The following is a 24,567-nucleotide window of genomic DNA, read 5'->3' on the forward strand; positions in this document are numbered from 1 at the left end:
CCGGACATATGGATGCAAGCGATCCGATCTACTCAAAAAGCTCTTGTGCCACGGGGGCCGTCCACATATGGGTCCCTGCTTTCGCAGGGACGACGTCGAACATGCTGCACGCCCGTGAGTCAAACACCCGCGTTGTCGCGACGCGAATTGCCTCAGCTTTGCGTCCCGTTCCGTCCTCTCATTGAACAGAGGCACGGCGGCACTATTCGCTGCCGACCTCGCCGGTGATGATGTTGCCGAACAGCTTCCAGCTCTCGCCTTCGAACCGCATCAACTGCGACTGCTCGATCGGGCGGAAGTCAGTCGCGCTGGTGTTGATCCTGATCCCCGGCAGGATCATCTTCGGCGCAAAGTCCTTCAGGCTGGCGGCCTGCTTCATGATGTTCTCGCGCGTGAGATCGTCGCCGCACTGCTTGAGCACCTGCGCGAGTGTTTGCGCGGCGGCGTAGCCATAGACGTGGTTGCCGTTGGTCTTGTCGCCGTCGGGCATGTACTTGTCCATGAACGCCCGCCACTCCCTGGTCTCGGCATCGTCGTTCCAGATCGTGTCGGTCGGATCCTTGAGGTAGGCGACCGAGATGATGCCTTGCGAATGTTCGATGCCGGCAGCGCGCATCACCGAGGCGACCGATGTCGCGGTGGAAGTCAGAAAGAAGGTCGGCTTCCAGCCGAGCTCGGCGACTTTCTTGATGGTCTGCGCCGCGCCCTTCGGTGCCGCCCAGGTGAACAGGATGTCGGCGCCCGAGGCGCGCAGCGCCACGATCTGCGAATCCAGCGTCGGATCGGTCAGCTCGTAGGACTTGTCGGCGACGATCATGCTGCTGGCCTTGTCGCCGAGGCCATCGCGCAACCCCTTGAGGGCGTCCTTGCCGGCATCGTCGTTCTGCCAGAGCACTGCGATCTTGCCGTTCGGGAGTTTGTCCAGGATGTACTTGGCGTAGATGCGCCCTTCGCTCTGGTAGTTTGGCTGCCAGCCCATCGTCCAGGGAAAGTCCTTGGGATCGCCGAAGCGCGTCGCGCCCGATGCGATGAAGATGTGAGGGACCTTCTTGCCGTTCAGATATTTCTGGATCGCGACGTTGGGCGCGGTGCCGAGCGGCTGGAACACCAGCAGCACCTCGTCACCTTCGACCAGCTTGCGTGCCTGCTCGACGGATTTCGGTGGCGAGAAGCCGTCGTCATAGCTGATGAAGTTGATCTTGCGTCCGTTGATGCCGCCCTGGTCGTTGATCATCTTGAAATAGGCCGATTCGGTCCGGCCGATCGCGCCGTAGGCGGACGCGGGCCCGCTATAGGGCATGATGTTGCCGACCTTGATCTCGGTATCCGACACTCCCGGGCCATAGTTCTTTTGCGCGAGCGCCGGCGACAACGCGCCGACCGTTGCAGCGATCGCTGCGCACGCGCGAAGGCAAAAACCGTTCAACATCCCTGAGTTACTCCCCGATATCAGCTGATCGCCTTGTGACGTCGGCGTGGACCCGCTTGAGGGCCGATGCGTTGACGCCCGGCGAAGATTGTCGTAATCGATTCCAGTCTGGAAACGTTTCCAGATTAGCGCGTGTTGCTGCCGATGGCAATATTCCCTGCGGCCGGAGAGATGTGACAAATGAGCAGACTGGAGCAGACGAGCCCGGACCGCGGCTCGAGGCCGCCGCTGGTCGCCGAATGCGATGCCGTCGTGGTCGGTGCCGGCTTCGGCGGACTCTATGCGATCTATCGCTTGCGCGAGCTCGGGCTGAAGGTGATCGGCATTGAGGCCGCGTCCGATGTCGGCGGCACCTGGTACTGGAATCGCTATCCCGGCGCGCGCTGCGACGTGCCGAGCCTGTTCTACTCCTACACCTGGTCGCCGGAGCTGCGGCAGGAATGGCGCTGGAGCGAGAAATACGCCGCCCAGCCCGAGATCCTGCGCTATGCGCAACGCGTCGCCGACCGGTTCGATCTGCGCTCCTTGATCCGCTTCGACACCCGCGTGACGAGCGCCGACTGGGACGAGGCAGGCGAGAGCTGGACCGTGCGCACCGATCACGGCGATTGCATCGTCGCATCCACTTGCGTGATGGCGACCGGTAATCTTTCGGTGCCCAACAAGCCGAAGCTGTCGGGCCTGGAGCGTTTTGGTGGGCCCGTCTATCACACCGGGCAGTGGCCGCATGAGGAGATCGACTTTTCCGGCTTGCGTGTTGCGGTGATCGGCACCGGCTCGTCGGGCGTGCAGACGATCCCGATGGTCGCAAAGGCGGCGAGCCGCTTGACCGTATTCCAGCGCACGCCAAACTACTCGGTCCCGGCGCGCAATGCGCCGCTGTCTGGCGCCGACATCGCCACCGCCGAGCCCGTCATCGCGAAATATCGCGAGAGCCTCGAGACACCGGAGTTCGGACGGGTCCCTGCGAATGCGTTCGACGCTCCGGTGCCGGCGCGGGACGTGCAATGGGCGCGCTATGAACAGCTATGGGAGCAGGGCGGCGGAGGCATTCTGACCGCGTTCCCGAACATCCTGACCGATGCGGCCGTCAACGATGTCGCCTGCGACTTCGTGCGCGACAAGATCCGCGGCATCGTAAACGACGCGACCACGGCGGAGGCGCTGTCACCGAAGGATTATCCGCTCGGCGTCAAGCGCATCTGCATCGATACCGGCTATTTCGCGACCTACAACCTGCCGCATGTCGAGCTGGTCGATCTGCGCGCGGAGCCGCTGAAGTCTGTCACGGAGACCGGCGTCGAGACCGCGACGCGGTCCTTCGCGCTCGACGCGCTGGTGCTGGCGACGGGCTATGACGCGATGACCGGGGCGCTGGCCGCGATGCAAATTCGCGGGCGCGCCGGTGCGACGTTGAAGGAGGCCTGGGCCGGCGGACCGAGCGCCTATCTCGGCCTGATGGTGTCGGGCTTCCCAAACCTGTTCGTCGTGACCGGGCCGGGCAGCCCATCTGTCATCGGCAACGTGATTCATGCCTGCGAGAACCATGTCGAGTGGATCACGGCCTGCCTCGGCAGCATGCGCGCCAGGGGATTGACGCGGATCGAGCCGGAACGCGACGCCGAACGCGCCTGGATGGCGCATGTCGCGGATGCTGCCAGCCGCACGCTCTATCCAAAGGCCAATTCCTGGTACCAGGGCGCTAACATCGCCGGGAAGCCGCGCGTGTTCATGCCCTATGTCGGCCAGGGCTATCGCCACCGCATCGCGCAGATCGCGCAGCGCGGTTATGAGGGGTTTGAGCTGCGTTGAAGCCGGTCTTTCGCCTCCGTCGTTGCGAGCGAAGCGAAGCAATCCATTTCTCCATTGCACGAAAGATGGATTGGTTCGCTTCGCTCGCAATGACGCGGATAGGTTATCTAGCACTGGAACCGTTTCCAGTGGGGGATCGCAGATCAGGACATTACCTCCGTCCTCGCGCCGCCGGCGCGGCGCAGGAATGGCGCAGGATGAAGCGCGTCGGCAGGAAGATCGGTTCACTGCTGCCGGCCTTGTCGCCGCGGATCCGCTCGAGCAACAGCCGCGCGGCGGTGCGGCCGACCTCGTTCATGTCCCAGCTCAAGGCCGATATCGCGGGCGTCGCATGGCGGGCGAGGTCGGTGTCGCCGCTGCACACGAGCGACACGTCCTGCGGATAGCGCAGGCCGTTGCTGGTGATCGCCTCGAGCACTTCGGCCAGCATGCTGGTGCCGAGCGAGATGATCGCGGTCGGTGGCTTCGCCGACTGCAGCAACTGGCATACCGAGCTGAAGGCGGTGTTGGCGCCCTGCATGTGCGGACGGATCAGGCCTGGATCGACCTCGATCCTCGCCTCCTGGTGCGCCTGCCGATAACCCGCGAGCCGCTCCGAGCTCGGCAGCACCGCGGCGCTTCCGGTGAGCAGCGCGATCCGGCGATGTCCGAGTCCGATCAGATAGCGCGTCGCCTCCAACGCACCACCCCGGTGATCGACGCGAACCGGGACGCTGCCCGGCACCTCGCGGTCGACGGTGACGCAGGGCAGGTCGAGCGTTGCCAGCCCCTTCATGAAGTCCTTGTGGGAATTGTCGCCCGCGAACAGCAGCAATCCATCCATCTGGCGCCGCCGCACCGCCGACAGGAACGCCGCCTCGCGCGCCTCTTCGTGCTTGGTCGCCGCCAGCATCAGCAGGAAGCCGGCGCGCTGGAATTCCTCTTCCGCCGCGCTCACCATGCCGGTGTAGTGCGGATTGGAGAAATCGGCCACCATGCAGCCGATCGTGCTGGAGGCCCGCGAGCGCAGCGCCTGCGCCGCCTGGTCGGGCTCGAACCCGAGGCGCTTCACCGCACGCATGATGCGGGCATGCAGTTCCGCGCTGGTGTAGATGCCGCCGTTGAGCGTCCGGCTGACGCTGCTGACGGAGACGCCGGCCTCGGCCGCGACGTCACGAATCGTCGGTCGTGTCCGCCGTGCCTTGGTCATCGGTGGTCGGGTCCTGTCGGTTCGGCATTGCCGCCGCCAGGCGCGCCAATTGCGGCGCGCGGCAGACAGCATCGCCGAACCTAATCAGGCTCCGCCGAGAATCTCAAATGATTCCTAGCGCTATCGCCAAGCGACCGGGCCGATGCGTTCTTTCGGGATGAAGGTACCGGACAGTGGCCTCACGCCGACGCGGGCCGGTCGAAATACGCGAATGCGGCACTCGTCAGGCTGCCGAGCAGCGTCCAGAACACCAGGCTGGTCAGTGTGACGGCGACCACGAACTGGTGCGACAATGACGAGGGCACGTTGGTCTCGACGTGCTCGAGCTCAGGCGCACCGATCAAATGCGGCAGCATGATCAGGACCACGCCGGCGATGGCGGCGGGCATCAAGCGCCGGAAAACGATCAGCCCGAGGCCGGCTGATGTCGCCAGCACCGCTGTCGTCCACCAGATCTGCCGCGAGAGCAGCGGAGCGGCGGGGACGCCCGGCAGCTCAGGCGGCAGCCCAAGACCCGGGGCGATCGTGAAGACGGCAAAGCCTGCGAGCCCCCACATCAAGCCTTCGTGCCACGAGATCGGCTCGCCGGTCGCGCCACTGCGGACGGCGAAGAAGCCGCCGAGCAGAAGTGCAAAGCCGATTGCGGTCAGGATGTTCGCCGCTGCCGTGTAGGCGTTGCGCTCGAGTCCGTCCCGTGGCTCCCATGCCTCCGCGCCATGATCATGATCTGAATGATCGTGCACGAGGGTCGCCTGCGGCAGCGTTGACGCCTGGTGCCGGTGCTCGGCCGCCTTCTCATAGACCTCGGCCTTGAGGATCAGGGGAACGGTGCCGAACTGCTGGACTGCCGTCACGATCAGGCCAACGATGAATCCCGCGATGACCGACGAGAAGACGATCGAGCGAAACGTGCTCATTGCAACGAAGTCAGTGGCAGGGGAATGCGTTGGAATGGCGCAGGTCGTGCGCGGCATTGTGGATCACGTCGATATGCGAGAAGCCGACCACTCCGACGATGAACAGACCCAGCGTCATCGCCATCAGGGACTGGGCAAGCCGTCCGACCTGTCCGGTAGCGACCGGCAGATGCGTGACTTGAGCTTGCCTGACCTGGGTTCGCGTGACCTGGGAATGGCTCATGGTCGTTCTCCACGTTCGATTTGGTCGGCTTCTAGCAGCTTTCGAGCGATGTCGCGACTGGTAAGATGCAGATTTGTTCCAACCGGAATGCGCCTGCGCTGGATCTTGGCGCACGCCGCGGACTTGAACGCGCATTCAAACCGCGCGAAATAGCCGATGCAGGCCTCCGGCGTTGGGTCCAGGCCGAGCAGCGTCCGGAAAGCACCCCGATGCACCGCGCAGATGGCACCATGCTCCGGGACGGGAAAGATCAGGGAGGCGATATCGGCACGCCAGTGAACGTCGCCGTTCGCGGCGCTGCCGACTCCAGGTGCGACGTCAGCGTCGGATGGTGAATTCACCGGGACCTCGCCGCGATTCCCATTTGGCCTGTTCGAGCTCCGGACGATCACATTCTGCCTGAGGGTAACCGATGCAGAGGTAGCCGACAAATTTCCACCCGTCCGGTATCTCCAGGATCTGATGAACGCGACCTGGATTGAGGATCGACACCCAGCCCAGCCCAATGCCTTCGGCGCGCGCGGCAAGCCACATCGAGCAGATCGCGGCCACCACGGAATATTCTGTCGTCTCGGGCATCGTCGCGCGCCCAAGCCCGGAACCGATATGATCGGTCTTCTCGGCGAACACGGCCAGATGGCCAGGCGCCTCCTCGAGGCCCGATAGCTTCAAGGCTGCATATTTTGCGGCCCGCTCGCCCGAATAGGACCGCAGCGCATCGGCGTTGCAGGCCTTGAAGTCTTCGATCACCGCGCCGCGACGTGCCTCATCGTCGACAATGACGAACCGCCAGGGCTGGCTCAGGCCGACCGAAGGCGAAAGGCAGGCAATCTCGATCAGCCGCTCGATCGTACCATCCGGCAGCGGATCGGTTCGGAAGCGCCGTACGTCGCGCCGCCACACGAACAGCTCGTGCAGTTGGCGGCGAAACGCGTCGTCGAATGAGATCATCGCGGGGCCTTTGACTGGATCGATCGCAGACTTCATTTAAGCTTCATCGGCTGGCCGGCAACGACGAATTCGACTTCGTCGGCCACGCCGGCGATTGTCTGGTTCATGAGACCGGCGGCGTCGCGGAAGGTCCGCGCCAGCGCATTGTCGGGCACGATGCCGAGGCCAACTTCGTTGGTGACCAGGATAACCGGGCTGTGCTGACCCGGCAGCGCATCTGCCAGCCGCATGACTTCCTGCGACCAGTCGCGCTCCGCATGCAGCAGGTTGGATAGCCAGAGCGTCAGGCAATCGACCAGCCTTGCGCCGCCCCCATCGGTCTCAGACAGCGATGCGACGAGGTCGAGCGGCACCTCGCGTTCGATCCAGTGGCTGCCGCGCCGCGCGCGATGTTTGGCGATCCGCTCGTTCATTTCCGCATCGAGCGCCTCGGCAGTGGCGATATAGACCGGCTGACCCGGAAAGCTGTGCGCGCGAAGTTCGGCGCGCCGGCTCTTCCCCGAACGGGCTCCGCCCGTGATCAGAATGACGGCCATATGATCCCCTGTTGCGAGCGGTACTACTTCGCCCGAAAACGCTCTAACCACCAATCGCGGTGAAAGACAAAGCCGAAATCCGTCACGGAGGGCTTGCACTCGGCCGACGTCTTGCGCATCAGGGGGATCAAGGCGAGGAGAGGTGCGTGGGTTTTGCGGGAGCGATGGCGGTGGCGATGGCTGTGGATGCCTTGACCGGCTGGCCGTCGTGGCTGTTTGCCCGCATCGGGCACCCCGTGACCTGGCTCGGCCGGCTGATCAATTTTGTCGATGGCGCCTGGAACCGGGCCCTTGATCCGCCGGCGTTTCGGCGCATGGCGGGTGTTGCGGCCGCCATCCTCGTGATCGCGCTGGCAGCTTTACTCGGTTGGGCCGTGCAGTCCGTGCTCGCATCAGGATGGGTGCGCGTCGTCCTCGTCGGTGTCGTGGCGTGGCCGCTGGTGGCCTTGCGCTCGCTGCATCAGCATGTCGCGGCGGTGGCCAATCCGCTGGCATCCGGCGACATCAGGGGTGCACGTTCGGCGGTCGCGCAAATCGTCGGACGCAATCCGGCAATGCTCGACGACGCCGGCATCGCACGCGCGACGATCGAGAGCCTCGCCGAAAATGCCTCCGACGGCATCGTGGCGCCGGTGTTCTGGGGGGCGCTGTTCGGCCTGCCGGGAATCCTTGGCTACAAGGCGATCAACACGCTGGACTCCATGATAGGCCATCGCACCGAGCGGCACGAAGCCTTCGGCTGGGCCGCTGCCCGGATCGACGATCTCGCCAACATCATTCCGGCGCGGCTGACTGGCTTTCTGTTCGTGCTGCTCGCTCCACGGCCTTCGCAGGCGTGGTCATGCATGCTGCACGATGCGCGGCGCCATCGCTCGCCGAATGCCGGTTGGCCGGAAGCCGCGATGGCCGGCGCGCTCGGCGTGCGGCTCAGCGGGCCGCGCATCTACCACGGTCAGATTGCGGATGAGTCCTGGCTGAACGAAGGGGCGCGCGATCCGGGTGCCGCAGATATCCTCACCGGGTTGAAGCTCTATCGTTACGCCATGGTGCTGTTGGCCGGGGCGTTCGTTGTCCTGGCGCTGGCGTGAAGGAGCGGCGCATGCGTGAGCATGGCGGGAATCTCGATGTCGCCCAGCAGCGCTTCGGCGGGGCTGCCGAAGACTGGATCGATCTGTCGACCGGGATCAATCGGGTGCCTTATCCTGATGTCGATGTGGAGCCGCGGCAATGGAGCGCGTTGCCGTCGCGATCCGAGATTAAATCCCTCCACCGCGCGGCGCGGCAGGCCTACGCCACCTCAGCGCCGATCGTGGCGATGGGCGGTGCGCAAGCGGCCATTCAGTTGCTGCCGCATCTGGCGTCTCGCGGGCGTGCGCGTATCCTTGCGCCGACCTACAACGAGTATGCCGCGGTGTTGTCGGCCGCCGGTTGGGACGTTGCCGAGGTGCCCGATCTCGCAGCGCTCGCAGGAGCGGACATTGCCGTCGTCGTCAATCCGAACAATCCGGATGGGCGACACCATGATCGGCGCGAACTGCTCGCGATGCTGCCGCGCGTTGGACGCCTCGTGATTGACGAGAGTTTTGCGGATTCCGTACCCGGCATCTCGCTTGCACCGGAGGCAGGGCGCGCGAGGCTCCTGATCCTGCGCTCATTCGGCAAGTTTTACGGACTTGCCGGCTTGCGGCTCGGTTTCGCGATCGGCAGCGAGTCGGATATCGCCGCGCTTGCGGCGACGACGGGCCCATGGCCGGTTTCGGGCGCCGCGATCGCGATCGGGCGGCGCGCGCTGCGCGATCACGACTGGGCAAGGGCCACGGCCGCACGGCTCGTGGACGACTGCGTCAGGCTCGATGCGGAGGCGCGATCGCAGGGTTGGACGTTGGTCGGTGGCACGCCGCTGTTCCGTCTCTACGAGACCGGCGATGCGTTGGCCGCGCAAGAGAAGCTTGCCCGTGCGCGGATCTGGTCGCGCGTCTTCCAGCAAAAGCCGGGATGGCTGCGCCTGGGCTTGCCGGGCAGCGAAACAGAGTGGTCCCACCTTTCCGCCGTGCTGTCGGCTTAACGCGCCAGCGCGAGCAGGCCCTCGACATCAAGATGGGTCTCGATGTGATCGGCAAGTGCGTCGAGCGCGCTCTCGACCCTGGCGCCGTACGGCTGGTCAGCCGCGGGGATGTCGAGTCGCGCAAGGAAGGCCTTGCGGAAATCGTCGGAGGTGAACAGGCCATGCAGATAGCTGCCGTGAACGCGCCCGTCTGCGGAAATGGCACCTTCAGCTGCACCGTCAAGTGACGCAAATGGCCGCGCGCGGTCCACGCCATCGGTGCGCCCGATGTGGATCTCGTAGGCGCTGATCGGTTGATGGGTCGCAGCATGCACCGCATTGACGCGCGTCAGCGTCTTCTGCTCGGACATGGTCGTCGTGACATCGAGCAATCCGAGCCCGCGCGTTTCGCCGGCGGGACCCTCGATCCCATCGGGATCGGCGACGGTCTGTCCGAGCATCTGGTACCCGCCACACAGACCGAGCACATGGCCACCGCGGCGATGATGCGCGAGGAGATCGATGTCCCAGCCTTGCGCACGCAGGAAGGCGAGATCGCCGCGGGTCGATTTCGAGCCGGGCAGGATGACCAGCCGCGCATCACCCGGGATGGCTTCGCCGGGACGAACCATCACGAGATCGACGCCGGGCTCGAGCTTCAGCGGATCGAGATCGTCGAAATTGGCGATCCGCGACAACGCCAGAAAGGCGATCTTGCACTGGCCGGGTTTGCGCGCGTCGCCGAGTCCGAGCGCATCTTCAGCCGGAAGCTCGCCGGCGCGGACGAACCAGGGCAGCACGCCAAAGCCGCGCCACGCGGTGCGGGCTTCGATCAGGCGGTAGCCGTCGTCGAACAGCGTCGGATCGCCACGGAATTTGTTGATGACGAAGCCCCGGATCATTGCGGCATCCTCCGGATCGATCACCGTCTTGATGCCGACGAGCTGCGCGATCACGCCGCCGCGGTCGATGTCGCCGACCAGCACCACAGGGACGTCAGCCCTGCGCGCAAAGCCCATATTGGCGATGTCGGCCTTGCGCAGATTGACCTCGGCGGGGCTGCCGGCGCCTTCGACCAGCACCAGATCGGCGCGCGCCTTCAGACGCGCAAAACTCTCAAGCACCGCGCCCATCAATGACGGTTTCATGCCGGCATATTCCCGCGCGCGGGCGGTCGCGACGCGCTTGCCGTGAACGATGATCTGCGCTCCGACATCGGTTTCCGGCTTCAGCAGCACCGGGTTCATGTCGGTGTGCGGCTCGACGCCGGCGGCGAACGCCTGCAATGCCTGCGCGCGTCCGATCTCGCCGCCGTCGACGGTCACGGCGGCGTTGTTCGACATGTTCTGCGGCTTGAAAGGCAGCACGTGCAGGCCGCGCCGTCTGGCGGCGCGCGCGAGGCCCGCGACGATGAGCGACTTGCCCACGTCCGAGCCGGCTCCCTGGATCATCAATGCGCGCGCCATGGTGATGTCAGTCAGAACTCGACGCCCGCCTGGGCCTTGATGCCGGATCGGAACGGATGCTTGACCAGCGTCATCTCGGTGACGAGATCTGCAACCTCGATCAATTCGTCCTTGGCATTGCGCCCGGTGAGCACAACATGAGTCATTGGCGGCTTCGACGTCGTCAGGAAGTCGACGACATCGGCGACCGCAAGATAATCGTAGCGCAGCGCGATGTTGATCTCGTCGAGCACCACCATGCGCAAGCTCGGGTCCGCGATCAGCTGCTTGGCCTTTTCCCAGCCGGCCTGGGCGGCCGCGATGTCGCGCGCGCGATCCTGCGTCTCCCAGGTAAAACCTTCGCCCATCGCGTGGAATTGACAGAGATCGCCGAAATGCCCGGTCAGCAGGCGGCGCTCGCCGGTATCCCAGGCGCCCTTGATGAATTGCACCACGGCGCAGGGAAAGCCATGCGCCACACAGCGCACGATCATGCCGAAGGCCGAGGACGATTTTCCTTTGCCGGCGCCGGTATGAACGATGACCAGGCCCTTTTCACCGCCCTTGGTCGCCATGATCTTGTCGCGGGCGACCTTCTTCTTCGCCATCTTGGCCGCATGGCGCGCATCGAGCGATGGGTCGGTGCCGACGGTGCCATTCCCGGCGTCGTTTCCATCAGAAATCATCACGTTCCTTCGGCTTGACAAGTGCGAGGCTTGGACGAATGGTGGGCCCGCGTTGGTTCCTGTCCTACGACAGGCGAAGAGGGAATGCGATAGGGCCCAAAGTGGGCCTGAAACGCAGCCGCCCCCGCGACCGTGACCGGAGAGATGCCCAAGCCACTGATTCCATATGGAGTCGGGAAGGTGGGCATCAAAGGGAGAAATCCTGCTCCGCAAGCCGGGAGACCTGCCAACGCAGCATGTTGTGAGACCGGCGGACGGGGTGTTCCGCGACGGGGAACGAACCTGTCCACCGGTTCGTGTGCCTCATCGCTTCCCGCAGTCAATCCAGGAAGGGCGATGAGCGTTACTCTTCATGTCTGTGTCACCTGTCGCGCCGGCCAAACGCCGGCGGAAGGCGAGACTGCGCCTGGCGCGCGCCTGCACGCCGCGCTTCTTGAGGCCGGCGTGCCCGATGACGTCAATCTGGTTCCCGTCGAATGCCTGTCAGCCTGCAGCCAGGGTTGCTCGGTCGCGCTCAGCGCGCCGGGGCGGTGGTCCTATGTCTATGGCCGACTTTCCGAAGCCAATGCCCGGGATGTGATTGCCGGCGCCTCCGCTTATGCGGCGGCGCCTGACGGCATTGTGCCATGGCGCAGCCGTCCGGAAATCTTTCGCAAGCAATCGCTTGCCCGCATTCCACCCATCACCGTCGTGCCGGAGGCCGCAGAATGACCACGCTCGCCAAGGTTCCGGTCACCGTCGTGACCGGCTTTCTCGGGTCCGGCAAGACGACGCTGATCCAGCATCTGATCCGGAATGCCAGTGGCAAGAAGCTTGCGGTGCTGGTGAATGAATTCGGCAGCGAAGGCGTCGACGGCGACATCTTGAAGTCGTGCGCCGACGCCAATTGCCCGACCGAGAACATCGTCGAGCTCGCCAATGGCTGCATCTGCTGCACCGTCGCCGACGATTTCATCCCGGCCATGGAGCAATTGCTGGCGCGGCGCGTGCGGCCAGACCACATCGTGATCGAGACATCGGGGCTCGCGCTGCCGAAGCCGTTGCTGAAGGCGTTCGACTGGCCGGAGATCCGTTCGCGGATCACGGTCGACGGCGTGATCGCGTTGGCCGATGCCGAGGCCGTTGCGGCCGGCCGCTTCGCGCCGGACCCAGCCGCGGTGGATGCGCAGCGGGCTGCGGACGAGAATCTCGACCACGAGACGCCGCTGTCGGAAGTGTTCGAGGACCAGATCGCATGCGCCGACATCGTGCTGCTGACCAAGGCCGATCTCGCAGGGGCGGCGGGGATCAAGGCGGCCAAGGCGCTGATCGCAGCTGAAATGCCGCGCGAGGTGCCGATGTTACCTGTCGTTGATGGCGCGATCGACGCGCGCGTGATCCTGGGGCTCGGTGCCGCGGCGGAGGATGACCTCGCGTCGCGGCCGTCTCACCACGACGGCGAGGACGAGCACGAACACAACGATTTCAATTCCGTTGTGATCGATCTTCCCGAGATCGCGGATATCGATGCGTTGGTCACGTCGATCAAGGGGCTGGCGCGCGAGCAGAATGTGCTGCGCGCAAAGGGTTACATTGCAGTCGAGGGCAAACCGATGCGGTTGCTGGTGCAATCGGTCGGCGAGCGGGTCAGGCATCAGTTCGACATGCCCTGGGGCGTACGCCCGCGGCAGTCGAAGCTCGTCGTGATCGGCGAACACGGCGATATCGATGAAGCCGCGATCAGGGCTCGGCTTGGTGTCTGATGCACGTCGTCTTCCGCGAGAGCCGCGGCCTTGAGGAGACCGCGACACCGAGGGACCTCGGCCAGGATCCGGCCGATCTCGTGGTGTTGTCGTTTTCCGACAGCGATCTCGCTGCCTTCGCGGCCGGCTGGCGGCGGGGCCGCGCCGCGTTGCCGTCGCTGCGGCTCGCCAATCTCGCGGAGCTGCGCCACCCGCTGTCGGTTGATACCTATATCGAGCGGACGCTGTCGCACGCCCGCGGCATCCTGGTGCGGCTGATCGGCGGCGAGCCGTATTGGTCATACGGGCTGGCCGCAGTGCATCGTCTGGCGAAGGAGCGCGACATCGCGCTGGTCGTGCTCCCGGCAGATGGCCGCGACGATTTGCGGCTGGATGAATTTTCAACGCTGCCGGTCTCGACGCTCCGTCGGCTCAAGGTGCTGTGCGACAAGGGCGGCCCGGTTGCCGCGCAGGCCGTGATCGCGCAGCTGGCGCTGGCGTCAGGACTTTATGCCGGGCCTGTCACTGGCGAGATCGATCTTCCCGAGATCGGCGTCTACGATTGCCGTCGCGGCGCCGTCGCGGCGCTGCCGGCATCGGATGGTCGCCCGCGGGCGCTGGTGACCTTTTATCGCTCCTATCTGGCAGCCGGCGACACGGCACCGGTCGATGCGCTGATTGATGCGTTGCGCGGGAAAGGCTTTGATGCCCACGGTGTGTTCGTCACCTCGTTGAAGGCGGCGGACGTGGCCGCTTGGCTGCGCGTTCAGTTTGCGCAATGCCCGCCGGCCGCAATCGTCAATGCGACTGCGTTCTCCGCGGCTGGTGATGATGGCACGACGGCGTTCGACGCCGCATCGTGCCCGGTGTACCAGGTCGCCCTGTCCACGGCGCGGCGCGAGGATTGGGCCGGGTCGCTCCGCGGTCTTTCGCCGGGCGATCTCGCAATGCATGTGGTGCTGCCGGAGGTCGACGGACGCCTGTTCGCGGGCGTCGTGAGCTTCAAGTCGCCCGGTGAGCGCGATCCAGATCTGCAGTTCGCGCATCTTGCGCATCGGCCGGATGCCGAGCGCGTTGCAGCGATTGCCGCGCGCGTGGCAGCTTGGCAGCGGCTTGCCGACAAGCCGGCGCAGGACAAGCAACTCGCGCTCGTGCTCTCGAACTATCCGGGCCGCCCGTATCAGATCGCGCATGCCGTTGGCCTCGACGCACTTGCGTCGGTCGAGGCGTTGCTGGCTGATCTCGGGGCTGAGGGATTTGATCTTGAGCCGGTGGAGTCGCTGGGCGCGGTGCTCTCACGCCAGAAATTGAATTGGAGCACCGCCGAGTATTGCGCTGCACGTTCCAGCCTTCCGCAACAATTGCAAGACGAACTCGCCCGCGCATGGGGCGCGCCGGAAGATGATCCCGATTGCCGTGACGGCGCATTTCATTTTGCGGCGCTCCGGTGCGGCAAGTCGATCATCGCCGTTCAGCCCGAGCGCGGTGAGGCCGGTCACCGCGATGCCGACTATCACGATCTCTCGCGCACACCTCGTCATGCTTACGTCGCGTTCTATCTGTGGCTCAAGCAGCAGGGTATCGATGCCGTCGTTCACATGGGTGCACATGGAACGCTGGAGTGGCTGCCCGGCAAATCGGTTGCGCTGTCATCCGCATGCTGGCCGGAAGCGCTGATCGGCGATCTGCCCGTTGTCTATCCCTTCATCGTCAACGATCCCGGCGAGGCGGCGCAGGCCAAGCGCCGGATCGGCGCCGTGACGATCGGTCATTTGCCGCCGCCGCTCGCGCAAGCGGCGCTGCCGCAAGGCTTGCGCCGGCTTGAGCAGTTGCTTGATGAATATTCCACCGCCGACGGTCTTGATCCGGCGCGGCGGCAGCGCCTGATTGCTGATATCCGCGAGGAAGCGCGGCTGGCCGGCCTGGAGGACGATCTAGGTCTCGCCGCGTCGATCTCAGCGGCGGAGGCCATTCCGCAGATCGATCGTTTCGTCTGCGATCTCAAGGAAAGCCAGTTCGGCGACGGCCTGCACGTGTTCGGGCAGGGCGCCTGCGGCGAAGCCGAAAGGGCGGCGTTGCGCGATGCACTCGCCGGCCGGCGTGTTGCGCCGGGACCGTCGGGCTCGCCCTATCGCGGGCGGAGCGACGTGCTGCCGACCGGCCGCAACCTGTTTGCGGTCGATCCGCGCGCGGTGCCGACGCCGTCGGCGCAAGCGCAAGGCGTGAAGCTTGCCGAGGAGCTGCTGCGCCGTCACCTGCAGGATCACGGCGACTGGCCGAAAGGACTTGTCGTCGACCTCTGGGGATCGTCGACGATGCGCACCGCCGGCGAGGATTTTGCGATGGCTCTGCATCTCGCCGGGATCGCGCCGCGCTGGGATCATGGGTCGGGCCGGGTGTCGGGCTACGACATCATCGCGCCGGCGGAGCTCGGCCGTCCGCGCATCGACGTGACGCTGCGCGTGTCGGGATTGTTCCGCGACGTGTTTACGGGGCTGGCGCAGTTGTTCGAAGCCGCGGCGCAGGCATTGTCCGAGCGCAGCGAGGAGGTGGACGAGAACCCCTACCGGCGGCGCATCTCGCGCGTGTTCGGTCCTAGCCCCGGACACTACGGCGCCGGCATCGCGTCGGTGCCCGATGTTTTCACGGAGGAAGCGCGCGACGCGGCCGGCGAAGCCTGGCTGTCGGCATCGTCCTGGGCACTCGCGTCCGATGGCGAGATGCGGCCCGACCGCGCCGGCATCGAGGCAAGGCTCGCTGCTGCCGACAGCTTCGTCCACACCCAGGATCTGCCGGAGACCGATCTGCTGCTGGCGGCAGACTATGCCGTGCACGAGGCCGGTATCGCCGCGGCGGCGCGTCGGCTTGGCGCAAAGGTCCCGTCGCTCTATCACCTCGATGCGACACGGCCGGATCAACCGCATGCTCGTTCACTGACCGAGGAAATCTCGCGGGTGGTGCGCGCACGCGCCGCCAATCCTGCGTGGATCGCCGGCATGATGCGCCACGGCTTCCGTGGCGCCGCCGAGATATCGGCAACGCTGGAGCACATGGCGGCGTTCGCGCATCTCGCCGGTGTGGTGCCGCCACATCTGTTTGACCTTTACTACGACGCGACGCTCGGCAATGACGAGGTTCGCGCGTTCATGGCGCGTGAAAACCCGGCGACGCTGGCTGCGATCGAAACCTGCTTCACCCGGTTGCACGAAGCCTCGCTCTGGCCGACGCGGCGCAACTCGATTGCGGCGGCATTGCAGGAGGCCTCGTGAGCGCGGTTGTTATCAAGGGCTGGTGTCCAGGCGCGCTGCGGCCGATGCAGTCCGGCGATGGCCTCGTGGTGCGCATCCGCCCGCGCGACGGGCGGCTCGACGCAACGGAGGCGGCAGGAATCGCTGAGCTCGCTGGGCGATATGGCAACGGCCTGATCGATCTGACCAGCCGCGCCAATCTCCAGATCCGCGGCGTTGGCGATGCGGGTTATCCACTCTTGATCGATGGGCTCACCGAACTCGCGTTGCTGGACGCGGATAGGGATACCGAGGCGCAACGCAACGTTTTGGTGGCGCCATTCTGGACCGCCGATGACGATACGCGCTTGCTCGCGGCCGAGCTCGAACGGGCGCTGGCCGGCACGTCGCTCGATCTTCCGACCAAGTTCGGATTCGCGATCGATGATGGCAATGAACGGGTGTTGGCTCGCGCGTCGGCGGATATCAGGATCGAGCGCGACCGCGACGGCGGACTGCTGGTACGTGCCGATGGCGCACGTTACGGTCGCTCTGTCTCGCGCAGAGAGGCGGTGGATATCGCGCTCGCGATGGCCGAATGGTTTGTCACCTCCGGCGGAGCCAAGGGTGAGAAGCGACGGATGGCGTCTCATCTGGCCGGCGGCGGGAGCTTGCCGCAGTCGCTTCGCGGTGAAGCGGAGCCTGTGGCCCGATCGGCAGAGCCTGTTCCCGGCCTCTATCCGATCGGTGCGATGGTTGGTGTTGCCTTCGGGCAAATGCCGCATCAGACGCTCAGCCATCTCGCCGGGTGCACGCAGGCTCTCCGCATAACGCCGTGGCGGATGGTGCTGGCGGAGGGGATGCACGAGATGCCCCGTGGGGCGGACCTCGTCACTGATCCCAGTGATCCGGCGCTCCGCATGATCGCTTGCAGCGGCGCACCGCGCTGTCGTGAGGCGCATGCGGATACGCGTGCACTGGCATCGGCGCTTGCATCGTTTATCCCGGTGGACGCACGGCTTCACGTCTCCGGCTGCACCAAGGGCTGTGCCCATTCCGGCTCTGCTGACGTCACCCTCGTTGCGTCAAGCGAGGGGTTCGATCTCATCCGCCGCGGCACGACCCGGGGTGTGCCGGCCCTGCGCGGACTGACCGGTTCGTACCTTGTCGCAAATCCCTCCGTGCTGACGGGAGGCCATTGATGCCGCATGTCTACCAGACCGACGGTGCGGCGATCTATCGGCAGTCCTTTGCCACCATCCGGTCCGAGGCCGACCTTGCGGGCTTTACGCCCGACGAGGAGCCGGTGGTCGTTCGCATGATCCATGCCGCGGGCATGATAGGCCTGGAAGCGCATGTCCGCTTCACGCCCGGCATGGCTGCGCGCGCACGGACAGCCTTGCAGAGCGGCGCGCCGATCCTCTGCGACGCGCGCATGGTGTCTGAGGGCATCACGCGCGCACGGCTGCCGGCCGGCAACGCCGTCATGTGCACGCTTGGTGATGCCCAGGTTCCGGCACTCGCGCAATCGATGCGCAATACGCGCTCCGCGGCAGCGCTCGAGCTGTGGCGGCCACATCTGGCCGGTGCGATCGTTGCGATCGGCAATGCTCCGACGGCGCTGTTCCATCTTCTCAACATGCTGGAGGATCCCGATTGTCCGAGGCCGGCGGCGATCATTGGCTGTCCGGTCGGCTTCGTCGGCGCGACCGAGTCCAAGGCGGCATTGATGGCTGATCCCCCCGTGCCGGCGCTGACAGTCGAAGGGCGTCTTGGCGGGTCGGCGATCACGGTTGCGGCCGTCAACGCGCTGGCGAGCCGGAGCGAATAGCGATGGGGCGCATCATTTGCTGCGGCCTCGGCCCAGGCGATCCGGACTTGATGAGCGTGCGCGCCGACCGCATTGTGCGTGCCGCGAAGCATGTCGCCTATTTTCGCAAGAAGGGGCAGTTGGGACAGGCGCGCCGCATCGTGGAAGGATTACTTGCCGCCGACGTCAGCGAATATCCGATGGAATATCCGGTCACGACGGAGATCGCTTTCGACAGTCCGGACTACGCGCGGCTGCTCGCGGGCTTTTACGACGAATGGGCCGAGCGCCTGGCGCGGCTTGCGCGCGCGATCGACATCATCGTGCTCTGCGAGGGCGATCCCTATTTCTACGGTTCGTTCATGCATCTGCATGCGCGCCTGCAGGGACGTATCGAGATCGAGGTGATCGCCGGCATTCCCGGCATGGCCGGTTGCTGGAATTCGGTCGGTCGGCCGATCGCGCTCGCCGACGATGTGACCATGGTTCTGATGGGCACGCTGCCGGAGGCCGAGCTCGAGCAGCGGATGCGCAGCTCCGACGCGCTCGTCGTCATGAAGACCGGCCGCAATCTCAAGAAGATCCGCCGCGCACTCGCTTCCGCCGGGCGTCTCGACGATGCGTGGCTCGTCGAACGCGGCACCATGCCGGATCAGCGGGTCGCCCGGCTCGCAGATACCGGCGAGGCAGACTGTCCGTATTTTGCGATCGTGCTGGTGCACGGGCAGGGGCGGCGCAGGGAGGCGCCGCAATGACCGGAACGCTGACCATCGCGGGACTTGGGCCGGGCGATGAGGCGCTGATCACGCCGGAAGTCTCCGCGGCGCTCGCAATTGCGAGCGACATCATCGGCTATGCGCCCTATGTGACACGGGTGCGACCGCGCGCCGGGCTCACGCTGCATCCCTCGGACAATCGCGTGGAGTTACAGCGCGCCGGCGAGGCGCTGCGGCTTGCGTCCGAAGGACACCATGTCGTTGTGGTGTCCTCAGGCGATCCGGGGGTCTTCGCCATGGCATCCGCCGTGTTCGAAGCGCTTGAGGATGCGCCGCAATGGCACGACCTGCCGATTCGCGTTCTGCCCGGCGTTACGGCGATGCTAGCGGCGGCAGCGAGCGCCGGTGCGCCGCTCGGTCATGATTTTTGCGCGATCAACCTCTCCGACAATCTCAAGCCATGGCCGCTGATCGAGAAGCGCCTGCGGCTCGCGGTCGAGGCCGACTTCGCGATCGCGATGTACAATCCGCGCTCGGCGAGCCGGCCGGAGGGTTTCCGTCGCGTGCTCGAGATCCTGCGCGAGGCGGGCAATGACGAGCGGATCGTGGTGTTCGCGCGTGCCGTCAGTACGCCCGAGCAGCGGATAGAGACTGTCGAATTGCGCGACGCGCGGCCCGAGATGGCCGACATGCGGACGCTCGTGATCCTCGGCAATTCGGCGACGCGGCGGGTCGGCCGCTGGGTCTACGCGCCGAGGCAGGTCCGATGACCGAGCCACTCCATCACTTCGCTCACGTTTTCCACCCGCGGCCTCTCGGGCAGCGGCGGCCGCGTGATCATGATGACGGGAAGGCCAAGCGCGCGGCCGGCATCGATCTTGGCGCGCGCGCCGGTTCCGCCGGAATTGCGGGCGACGATCCATTCGATGCGACGCGCACGCATCATCGCGAGTTCGTTGTCGAGCGTGAATGGCCCGCGCGAGACGATGACGTCGGCACCGGGCAACGGCAGCCTCTCGTCGGGTGGGTCGACGAAACGCAACGTGTAGGCATGCTGCGGCCGGCTGCCGAAGGGCGCGATGTGCTGGCGGCCGATCGCGAGGAACACGCGCGTGGGGCTGTCGGGCAACGCCGCGACCGCCGAGACAAGGTCCGCGACCTCGATCCAGTGATCGCCGGAGGTTTTGTTCCAGGGCGCACGTTCGAGCGCGATCAATGGCGTCGCGGTTTGCGCACATGCGGCGATCGCGTTGCGGCTCATCTCGGCGGCGAATGGATGCGTCGCATCGATCACATGCGTGATGCTTTTGCGACGCAGATAATCGGCAAGACTGCCGACGCCGCCGAATCCGCCGATACGCGTCGGCAACGGCTGATCGGCCGGCGCACGGGTGCGGCCGCCATAGGAATAGATCGCGTCGATCCCCGCGCGCGCGATTGTAGCAGCGAGCAAATTGGCGTCGGCCGTTCCGCCCAGAATCAGGGCGCGCATCATGGGTAATCCCTGGTTGACCATCATCGGCATCGGCGAAGATGGCCTTGCCGGCCTTTCCGACGCAAGCCGAAAGGCGCTTCGTGAAGCCGAAACGGTTTTCGGCGGCGAACGTCACCTCGCGCTGGCCGGCATCATCGACCGTGGTCGTGCCTGGCCGGTGCCGTTCGATGCGGACATCGTGCTGGGCTGCCGCGGTCGCCCGACTGTTGTGCTCGCCTCGGGTGATCCGTTCTGGCACGGCGTCGGCGGAAGCCTCGCCGAGAAGCTGCAAGCCGATGAGTGGATCGCGCACTCCGCGCCGTCGACGTTCTCGCTGGCGGCAGCCCGCCTGGGCTGGCGCCTCGAGAATGTCACCTGCCTTGGACTTCATGCCGCACCGTTCGAACGGCTGTTGCCGCATCTGGCGCGTGGCGCACGGATCATCTGCCTAATGCGGGATGGCAACGCGGCTTCCGATCTCGGGCGTTGGCTCACGGAGCGCGGCTGGGGGCCATCGGCGATGTGGATGCTTTCCGCACTTGGCGGACCGCGTGAAGCCATCACGCAGCATCGCGCCGACAACTATGCCGGCGATTCGGGCGACAGCCTGGTCGCAGTTGCGCTGGAGGCGAGGGGAATGCAAGGGATCGCACACAGCTCGGGTCTTCCCGACGCGCTCTTTGCGCATGACGGGCAATTGACAAAGCGGCCGGTCCGCGCGCTTGCGCTGTCGGCACTTTCGCCGCGACCGGGTGAGAGATTGTGGGATGTCGGCGCGGGCTCCGGCTCGATCTCCATCGAGTGGGCGCTCTGCGGAGGGACGGCGGTTGCCATCGAGGCCCGCGGCGATCGCGCCGCCAACATCCGCAGCAATGCGGCGAGCTTCGGCTTGATCCACCGGATCACCGTCATCGAAGGCGAGGCGCCCGGCATTTTATCGAGCCTCGAGGCGCCCGATGCCGTGTTTATCGGCGGTGGCCTCGATGCTGATATGTTCGATGCGATCTGGTCGCGCATCGCGCCGGGAGCGCGACTGATTGCGCATGCGGTGACTCTGGAAACCGAGGCGCTGCTTGCCGATCTGCATCAACGCTACGGCGGCGAATTGATGCGCCTGGAGATCGCCCAGGCCGAGCCGTTGGGCCTGTATCGCTCCTGGAAAGCCGCGCGGCCGATCGTGCAATGGAGCGCGGTCCGATGAAGGTCGCGGGTTTGGGATTCAGGCGCGGTTCCACTGTCACGTCGTTGCGCGAAGCGCTCGACGCCGCCGGCGGTTCCGAAGGCCTTGCGGCAGTTGCAACGGTGAGCGACAAGGCCGATGCGGTGGCGTTGAAAGCGCTCGCGCAGGAGTTGGGAGTGCCGATCCGCGGCATTCCTGCCGCGATATTGGCTAAGATAAAGACCGCAACACAATCCGAATTCATCAGGGCCAGGTTCGGGACGGGCTCGATCGCCGAAGCGGCGGCGGTCGCGGCCGCCGGGCGCGGCGCGCGCCTGATTGCGCGCCGGGCGACGTCACAGGATCGGATGGCCACCGCGGCGATCGCAGAAGGAGACGGTGAATGACGGTGCATTTCATCGGCGCAGGACCGGGCGCCGCCGATCTCTTGACCTTGCGTGGGCGCGATCTCATCGCCTCTTGCCCGGTCTGTCTCTATGCCGGATCGCTGGTGCCGGCCGGTGTCCTGGCGCATTGCCCGCCGGACGCGCGTATCGTCAACACCGCGCCGCTCTCGCTTGACGACATCATCGCCGAGATCGCCGCGGCACATGCAGAGCGCAAGGACGTCGTGCGGCTGCATTCGGGCGATCTCTCGATCTGGTCGGCAATGGGGGAACAACTGCGTCGGTTGCGCGCGTTACAGATTCCCTATTCGGTCACGCCCGGCGTGCCGGCGTTCTCGGCGGCCGCAGCGGCACTGGAGGCCGAACTGACGCTGCCCGGCCTTGCGCAATCGGTGGTGCTGACGCGCACGCCGGGCCGCGCCAGCGCGATGCCTGATGGCGAGACGCTGGCGGCCTTTGCCACGACCGGCGCGGTGCTCGCCATCCATCTCTCGATCCATCTGCTGGACAAGGTCGTCGCCGAGCTCACACCGCACTATGGCGCGGATTGTCCGGTGGCGATCGTCTGGCGCGCGAGCTGGCCGGACCAGCGCATCGTGCGCGCGACGCTTGCGACGCTCGATGCCGCGGTTGGCCCCGAGCTCGAACGCACCGCGCTCATCCTGGTCGGCAAGACGCTCGGCGCGGGCGAATTCACCGAAAGCCGGCTCTATGCGGCCGACTACGACCGCCGCTACCGCCCGGTTGGGCCGGAGCCGCGCTTTCCCGAGCCGTCGCGATGACCGCGGGCCTCGTCATCTCTGCGCCGGCATCCGGTGTCGGCAAGACGACGCTGACCCTGGCGCTGGCGCGCGCCTATCGCAATCGTGGCTTGAAGGTGCAATGCCTCAAGAGCGGGCCGGATTACATCGATCCCGCCTTTCACGCGGTCGCTACGGGACGCGCATCCGTCAACGTCGATAGTTGGGCGATGGCGTGCGACGCGATCGCACATCTGGCAAGCCGCGGCGCGGACGCCGATCTCGTGCTGGCCGAAGGCTCGATGGGATTGTTTGACGGCGTCGCTGTGCGTGGCGTCTCGGGTACCGGCGCCACGGCTGATATCGCCGAGATGATGGGATGGCCGGTGCTGCTGGTGATCGATCCGTCAGGCCAGGCGCAGACGGCCGCGGCGGTCGCGGCGGGATTGCGTGATTTTCGCGCCGGCGTGCGGCTTGCGGGCGTCGTTCTCAACCGTGTCGCGAGTGCGAGGCACGAAGCTCTGGTGCGCGATGCCATGGCAGGCGCGGGCATTCCGGTGTTAGGTGCGCTGCCCCGCCATGCCGAGATCGCCTTGCCGAAGCGTCATCTCGGCCTGGTGCAGGCCGAAGAGCAGGCCCAAATCGACGGTCTGATCGACGAAGCCGCACGCTTCGTCGTCGAACATGTCGATCTGGACGCGGTGATGCAGTCGGCACGCATTTGGTCGCCGCAATCAGCCGCGCGTGGCCTGGACATCACGCCGCCCGGCCAGCGCATTGCGCTTGCGCGCGACGCCGCGTTCTCCTTCGTCTACCCGCACATGCTTGAAGCCTGGCGCGCAGCCGGCGCTGAGATCGTGACATTCTCGCCGCTTGCCGACGAAGGCCCCGACGCGGACGCCGATGTGTGCTGGCTGCCCGGCGGCTATCCTGAACTGCATGCCGGTCGGCTTGCTGCCAACGGGCGATTTCTCAGTGGGGTACGCGCCTTCGCCGAGACGAGGCCGGTGCATGGCGAGTGCGGGGGCTACATGGTGTTGGGCGCCGCGCTGACCGACGCCGAAGGCGTGCGCCACGAGATGGCGGGCTTGCTCGGCCTTGAGACGAGCTATGCCAGGCGCCGCATGCATCTGGGCTACCGCCTCGCCGAGCTTGCTGAACCGATACCCGGGCACAGCCCAGGAGCACGGTTGCGCGGTCACGAATTTCACTATTCGACGATCGTCGGGCAGCCCGATACGCCGCTCGCGGTGGTGCGTGATGCGACTGGCGTAGTCGTTGCGGAGACCGGATCGCGGCGGGGCAACACAACGGGTACATTCTTCCATATGATTGCGGAGGACCGGTGAGCGGATTTGTTTCCTTCGTTTCGGCCGGCCCCGGCGATCCCGAACTCCTGACAATAAAGGGAGCCACCCGTCTGCGTGAGGCCGACGTGGTGCTCTATGACGACCTCGCCTCGGGCGCGATCCTCGATCTCGCGCGCACAGGCGCCAATCTCGTCGCGGTCGGCAAGCGCGCCGGCCGCCTGTCGGCGAGGCAGCATCATGTCAGCCGGCTGCTGGTCGACTACGCAGCGACCGGCGTGCGGGTGGTGCGGCTGAAATCCGGTGACGCCGGCATCTTTGGACGGCTCGAGGAGGAGATCGAGGCGCTGCGCAATGCAGGCATCGGCTACGAGATCATTCCCGGCGTGACCTCGGCCTCGGTCGCCGCCGCGCAGGCCGGCATTCCGCTGACGCGACGGCTGACCTCGCGCCGGGTCCAGTTCGTGACCGGTGCCGACGTCACCGGCCAGTTGCCGGCAGATTTGAATTGGGCGGCGCTGGCCGATCCGGAAGCGACGACCGTCGTCTATATGGGGCGGCGCACTTTCCCGGCCCTGGCCGCAAGACTGATTGCGCATGGTCTCGCCCCCGACACGCCTGCACTGTTGGCGGAGTCGCTCGGCCACGCCGACGAGCGGCTCGTTCGTACGACGATCGCTGAACTGGCCGAACGGCTCACGGATGCCGGCGCTGCCACGGCGGCTGCCGTCATCCTGTTTGGTTCGCTGGCGCCGGAGCAAGGTTGACGCGGCC

Annotated in this window: 25 protein-coding genes and 1 riboswitch; of the genes, 15 read left to right on the forward strand and 10 right to left on the reverse strand. The window is 65.9% G+C overall.

The window, feature by feature from the left end:
• Nucleotides 1-202 precede the first annotated feature (202 nt).
• The gene (locus ABIB78_RS31590; RefSeq protein WP_429031787.1) at nt 203-1,429 is read right to left on the reverse strand and encodes an ABC transporter substrate-binding protein; all 1,227 of its coding nucleotides are present in this window, start codon (nt 1,427-1,429) and stop codon (nt 203-205) included.
• Nucleotides 1,430-1,609: 180 nt separating this feature from the next.
• On the opposite strand from ABIB78_RS31590, the gene ABIB78_RS31595 reads away from it, so the two are divergent.
• Entirely contained in the window at nt 1,610-3,241 is a 1,632-nt protein-coding gene (locus ABIB78_RS31595) for a flavin-containing monooxygenase (RefSeq protein WP_429031790.1), read from the forward strand.
• A gap of 151 nt (nt 3,242-3,392) precedes the next feature.
• Here the strand turns inward: ABIB78_RS31595 and ABIB78_RS31600 are convergent, their stop codons facing one another.
• The 6 genes from ABIB78_RS31600 to cobU form a co-directional block, all read right to left on the reverse strand.
• Nucleotides 3,393-4,430 carry a LacI family DNA-binding transcriptional regulator gene (locus tag ABIB78_RS31600; protein ID WP_429031793.1) on the reverse strand — a complete coding sequence of 346 codons (1,038 nt, stop codon included), beginning with the start codon at nt 4,428-4,430 and terminating at the stop codon, nt 3,393-3,395.
• Between the two features lie 179 nt (nt 4,431-4,609).
• Nucleotides 4,610-5,347: a CbtA family protein gene (locus ABIB78_RS31605; protein WP_429031795.1), complete on the reverse strand. Its 738-nt coding sequence runs from the start codon at nt 5,345-5,347 to the stop codon at nt 4,610-4,612.
• 10 nt (nt 5,348-5,357) lie between these two features.
• A complete protein-coding gene (locus ABIB78_RS31610; RefSeq protein ID WP_429031797.1) occupies nt 5,358-5,570 on the reverse strand; it encodes a CbtB domain-containing protein in 213 nt (70 codons plus the stop codon).
• A complete protein-coding gene (locus ABIB78_RS31615; protein ID WP_429031800.1) occupies nt 5,567-5,911 on the reverse strand; it encodes a hypothetical protein in 345 nt (114 codons plus the stop codon). Before ABIB78_RS31615 ends, ABIB78_RS31610 begins: the two co-directional genes overlap by 4 nt.
• Nucleotides 5,889-6,521, reverse strand: coding sequence for a 5,6-dimethylbenzimidazole synthase (bluB, locus tag ABIB78_RS31620; protein ID WP_429031997.1), 633 nt, complete (start codon nt 6,519-6,521; stop codon nt 5,889-5,891). Before bluB ends, ABIB78_RS31615 begins: the two co-directional genes overlap by 23 nt.
• A gap of 32 nt (nt 6,522-6,553) precedes the next feature.
• Complete coding sequence (gene cobU, locus ABIB78_RS31625) at nt 6,554-7,057, reverse strand: bifunctional adenosylcobinamide kinase/adenosylcobinamide-phosphate guanylyltransferase (RefSeq protein WP_429031802.1); 504 nt, start codon at nt 7,055-7,057, stop codon at nt 6,554-6,556.
• A 146-nt stretch (nt 7,058-7,203) separates the two neighbouring features.
• Between cobU and cbiB the strand changes: the two genes are divergently transcribed.
• Together cbiB and cobD are read left to right on the forward strand one after the other, a co-directional pair.
• Nucleotides 7,204-8,145: an adenosylcobinamide-phosphate synthase CbiB gene (gene cbiB, locus ABIB78_RS31630; RefSeq protein WP_429031805.1), complete on the forward strand. Its 942-nt coding sequence runs from the start codon at nt 7,204-7,206 to the stop codon at nt 8,143-8,145.
• Between the two features lie 11 nt (nt 8,146-8,156).
• Nucleotides 8,157-9,122 carry a threonine-phosphate decarboxylase CobD gene (cobD, locus tag ABIB78_RS31635; RefSeq protein WP_429031806.1) on the forward strand — a complete coding sequence of 322 codons (966 nt, stop codon included), beginning with the start codon at nt 8,157-8,159 and terminating at the stop codon, nt 9,120-9,122.
• Here the strand turns inward: cobD and ABIB78_RS31640 are convergent.
• Together ABIB78_RS31640 and cobO are read right to left on the reverse strand one after the other, a co-directional pair.
• A complete protein-coding gene (locus ABIB78_RS31640) occupies nt 9,119-10,567 on the reverse strand; it encodes a cobyric acid synthase (RefSeq protein WP_429031808.1) in 1,449 nt (482 codons plus the stop codon). The two genes, cobD and ABIB78_RS31640, sit on opposite strands and share 4 nt — an antisense overlap.
• A gap of 11 nt (nt 10,568-10,578) precedes the next feature.
• Entirely contained in the window at nt 10,579-11,232 is a 654-nt protein-coding gene (cobO, locus tag ABIB78_RS31645) for a cob(I)yrinic acid a,c-diamide adenosyltransferase (protein ID WP_429031810.1), read from the reverse strand.
• Between the two features lie 36 nt (nt 11,233-11,268).
• Nucleotides 11,269-11,477, forward strand: a riboswitch (cobalamin riboswitch).
• 91 nt (nt 11,478-11,568) lie between these two features.
• Between cobO and ABIB78_RS31650 the strand changes: the two genes are divergently transcribed.
• The 7 genes from ABIB78_RS31650 to cobJ are packed head-to-tail and all read left to right on the forward strand — an operon-like array spanning nt 11,569 to nt 19,476.
• Nucleotides 11,569-11,943, forward strand: coding sequence for a DUF1636 family protein (locus ABIB78_RS31650; protein ID WP_429031813.1), 375 nt, complete (start codon nt 11,569-11,571; stop codon nt 11,941-11,943).
• A complete protein-coding gene (cobW, locus tag ABIB78_RS31655; protein WP_429031815.1) occupies nt 11,940-12,974 on the forward strand; it encodes a cobalamin biosynthesis protein CobW in 1,035 nt (344 codons plus the stop codon). The genes ABIB78_RS31650 and cobW overlap by 4 nt, the downstream gene beginning before the upstream one ends.
• Nucleotides 12,974-16,222, forward strand: a complete 3,249-nt coding sequence (gene cobN, locus ABIB78_RS31660; protein ID WP_429031818.1) for a cobaltochelatase subunit CobN — start codon at nt 12,974-12,976, stop codon at nt 16,220-16,222. Before cobW ends, cobN begins: the two co-directional genes overlap by 1 nt.
• Nucleotides 16,219-17,382, forward strand: a complete 1,164-nt coding sequence (gene cobG / locus ABIB78_RS31665) for a precorrin-3B synthase (protein ID WP_429031820.1) — start codon at nt 16,219-16,221, stop codon at nt 17,380-17,382. The genes cobN and cobG overlap by 4 nt, the downstream gene beginning before the upstream one ends.
• Nucleotides 17,382-18,011: a precorrin-8X methylmutase gene (locus ABIB78_RS31670; RefSeq protein WP_429031822.1), complete on the forward strand. Its 630-nt coding sequence runs from the start codon at nt 17,382-17,384 to the stop codon at nt 18,009-18,011. The genes cobG and ABIB78_RS31670 overlap by 1 nt, the downstream gene beginning before the upstream one ends.
• Nucleotides 18,012-18,013: 2 nt before the next feature.
• Entirely contained in the window at nt 18,014-18,745 is a 732-nt protein-coding gene (locus ABIB78_RS31675) for a precorrin-2 C(20)-methyltransferase (RefSeq protein ID WP_429031824.1), read from the forward strand.
• Nucleotides 18,742-19,476, forward strand: a complete 735-nt coding sequence (gene cobJ, locus ABIB78_RS31680) for a precorrin-3B C(17)-methyltransferase (protein WP_429031825.1) — start codon at nt 18,742-18,744, stop codon at nt 19,474-19,476. The genes ABIB78_RS31675 and cobJ overlap by 4 nt, the downstream gene beginning before the upstream one ends.
• Here the strand turns inward: cobJ and ABIB78_RS31685 are convergent.
• The gene (locus ABIB78_RS31685; protein WP_429031827.1) at nt 19,452-20,201 is read right to left on the reverse strand and encodes a cobalt-precorrin-6A reductase; all 750 of its coding nucleotides are present in this window, start codon (nt 20,199-20,201) and stop codon (nt 19,452-19,454) included. The two genes, cobJ and ABIB78_RS31685, sit on opposite strands and share 25 nt — an antisense overlap.
• On the opposite strand from ABIB78_RS31685, the gene cbiE reads away from it, so the two are divergent.
• Genes cbiE through cobA form a run of 5 tightly spaced genes read left to right on the forward strand, consistent with a single transcriptional unit; the run spans nt 20,200 to nt 24,560 of the window.
• A complete protein-coding gene (gene cbiE, locus ABIB78_RS31690) occupies nt 20,200-21,381 on the forward strand; it encodes a precorrin-6y C5,15-methyltransferase (decarboxylating) subunit CbiE (RefSeq protein ID WP_429031830.1) in 1,182 nt (393 codons plus the stop codon). The two genes, ABIB78_RS31685 and cbiE, sit on opposite strands and share 2 nt — an antisense overlap.
• On the forward strand, nt 21,378-21,746 hold the full coding sequence (locus ABIB78_RS31695; RefSeq protein ID WP_429031832.1) for a cobalamin biosynthesis protein: 369 nt from the start codon (nt 21,378-21,380) through the stop codon (nt 21,744-21,746). Before cbiE ends, ABIB78_RS31695 begins: the two co-directional genes overlap by 4 nt.
• Complete coding sequence (gene cobM / locus ABIB78_RS31700) at nt 21,743-22,528, forward strand: precorrin-4 C(11)-methyltransferase (RefSeq protein ID WP_429031835.1); 786 nt, start codon at nt 21,743-21,745, stop codon at nt 22,526-22,528. Before ABIB78_RS31695 ends, cobM begins: the two co-directional genes overlap by 4 nt.
• Entirely contained in the window at nt 22,525-23,835 is a 1,311-nt protein-coding gene (locus ABIB78_RS31705; RefSeq protein WP_429031838.1) for a cobyrinate a,c-diamide synthase, read from the forward strand. Before cobM ends, ABIB78_RS31705 begins: the two co-directional genes overlap by 4 nt.
• Nucleotides 23,832-24,560: a uroporphyrinogen-III C-methyltransferase gene (cobA, locus tag ABIB78_RS31710; protein WP_429031840.1), complete on the forward strand. Its 729-nt coding sequence runs from the start codon at nt 23,832-23,834 to the stop codon at nt 24,558-24,560. Before ABIB78_RS31705 ends, cobA begins: the two co-directional genes overlap by 4 nt.
• Nucleotides 24,561-24,567: the final 7 nt, after the last annotated feature.

The organism is Bradyrhizobium sp. I1.14.4, assembly GCF_050435825.1.
Taxonomy (GTDB): Bacteria; Pseudomonadota; Alphaproteobacteria; order Rhizobiales; family Xanthobacteraceae; genus Bradyrhizobium.

Coding starts and splice junctions, on each gene's coding strand:
- ABIB78_RS31590 (WP_429031787.1), bottom strand. CDS start 1,429: ATGTTGAACGGTTTTTGCCTTCGCGCGTGCGCAGCGATCGCTGCAACG.
- ABIB78_RS31595 (WP_429031790.1), top strand. CDS start 1,610: ATGAGCAGACTGGAGCAGACGAGCCCGGACCGCGGCTCGAGGCCGCCG.
- ABIB78_RS31600 (WP_429031793.1), bottom strand. CDS start 4,430: ATGACCAAGGCACGGCGGACACGACCGACGATTCGTGACGTCGCGGCC.
- ABIB78_RS31605 (WP_429031795.1), bottom strand. CDS start 5,347: ATGAGCACGTTTCGCTCGATCGTCTTCTCGTCGGTCATCGCGGGATTC.
- ABIB78_RS31610 (WP_429031797.1), bottom strand. CDS start 5,570: ATGAGCCATTCCCAGGTCACGCGAACCCAGGTCAGGCAAGCTCAAGTC.
- bluB (WP_429031997.1), bottom strand. CDS start 6,521: ATGATCTCATTCGACGACGCGTTTCGCCGCCAACTGCACGAGCTGTTC.
- cobU (WP_429031802.1), bottom strand. CDS start 7,057: ATGGCCGTCATTCTGATCACGGGCGGAGCCCGTTCGGGGAAGAGCCGG.
- cobD (WP_429031806.1), top strand. CDS start 8,157: ATGCGTGAGCATGGCGGGAATCTCGATGTCGCCCAGCAGCGCTTCGGC.
- ABIB78_RS31640 (WP_429031808.1), bottom strand. CDS start 10,567: ATGGCGCGCGCATTGATGATCCAGGGAGCCGGCTCGGACGTGGGCAAG.
- cobO (WP_429031810.1), bottom strand. CDS start 11,232: ATGATTTCTGATGGAAACGACGCCGGGAATGGCACCGTCGGCACCGAC.
- ABIB78_RS31650 (WP_429031813.1), top strand. CDS start 11,569: ATGAGCGTTACTCTTCATGTCTGTGTCACCTGTCGCGCCGGCCAAACG.
- cobW (WP_429031815.1), top strand. CDS start 11,940: ATGACCACGCTCGCCAAGGTTCCGGTCACCGTCGTGACCGGCTTTCTC.
- cobN (WP_429031818.1), top strand. CDS start 12,974: ATGCACGTCGTCTTCCGCGAGAGCCGCGGCCTTGAGGAGACCGCGACA.
- ABIB78_RS31670 (WP_429031822.1), top strand. CDS start 17,382: ATGCCGCATGTCTACCAGACCGACGGTGCGGCGATCTATCGGCAGTCC.
- ABIB78_RS31675 (WP_429031824.1), top strand. CDS start 18,014: ATGGGGCGCATCATTTGCTGCGGCCTCGGCCCAGGCGATCCGGACTTG.
- cobJ (WP_429031825.1), top strand. CDS start 18,742: ATGACCGGAACGCTGACCATCGCGGGACTTGGGCCGGGCGATGAGGCG.
- cbiE (WP_429031830.1), top strand. CDS start 20,200: ATGGGTAATCCCTGGTTGACCATCATCGGCATCGGCGAAGATGGCCTT.
- ABIB78_RS31685 (WP_429031827.1), bottom strand. CDS start 20,201: ATGATGCGCGCCCTGATTCTGGGCGGAACGGCCGACGCCAATTTGCTC.
- ABIB78_RS31695 (WP_429031832.1), top strand. CDS start 21,378: ATGAAGGTCGCGGGTTTGGGATTCAGGCGCGGTTCCACTGTCACGTCG.
- cobM (WP_429031835.1), top strand. CDS start 21,743: ATGACGGTGCATTTCATCGGCGCAGGACCGGGCGCCGCCGATCTCTTG.
- ABIB78_RS31705 (WP_429031838.1), top strand. CDS start 22,525: ATGACCGCGGGCCTCGTCATCTCTGCGCCGGCATCCGGTGTCGGCAAG.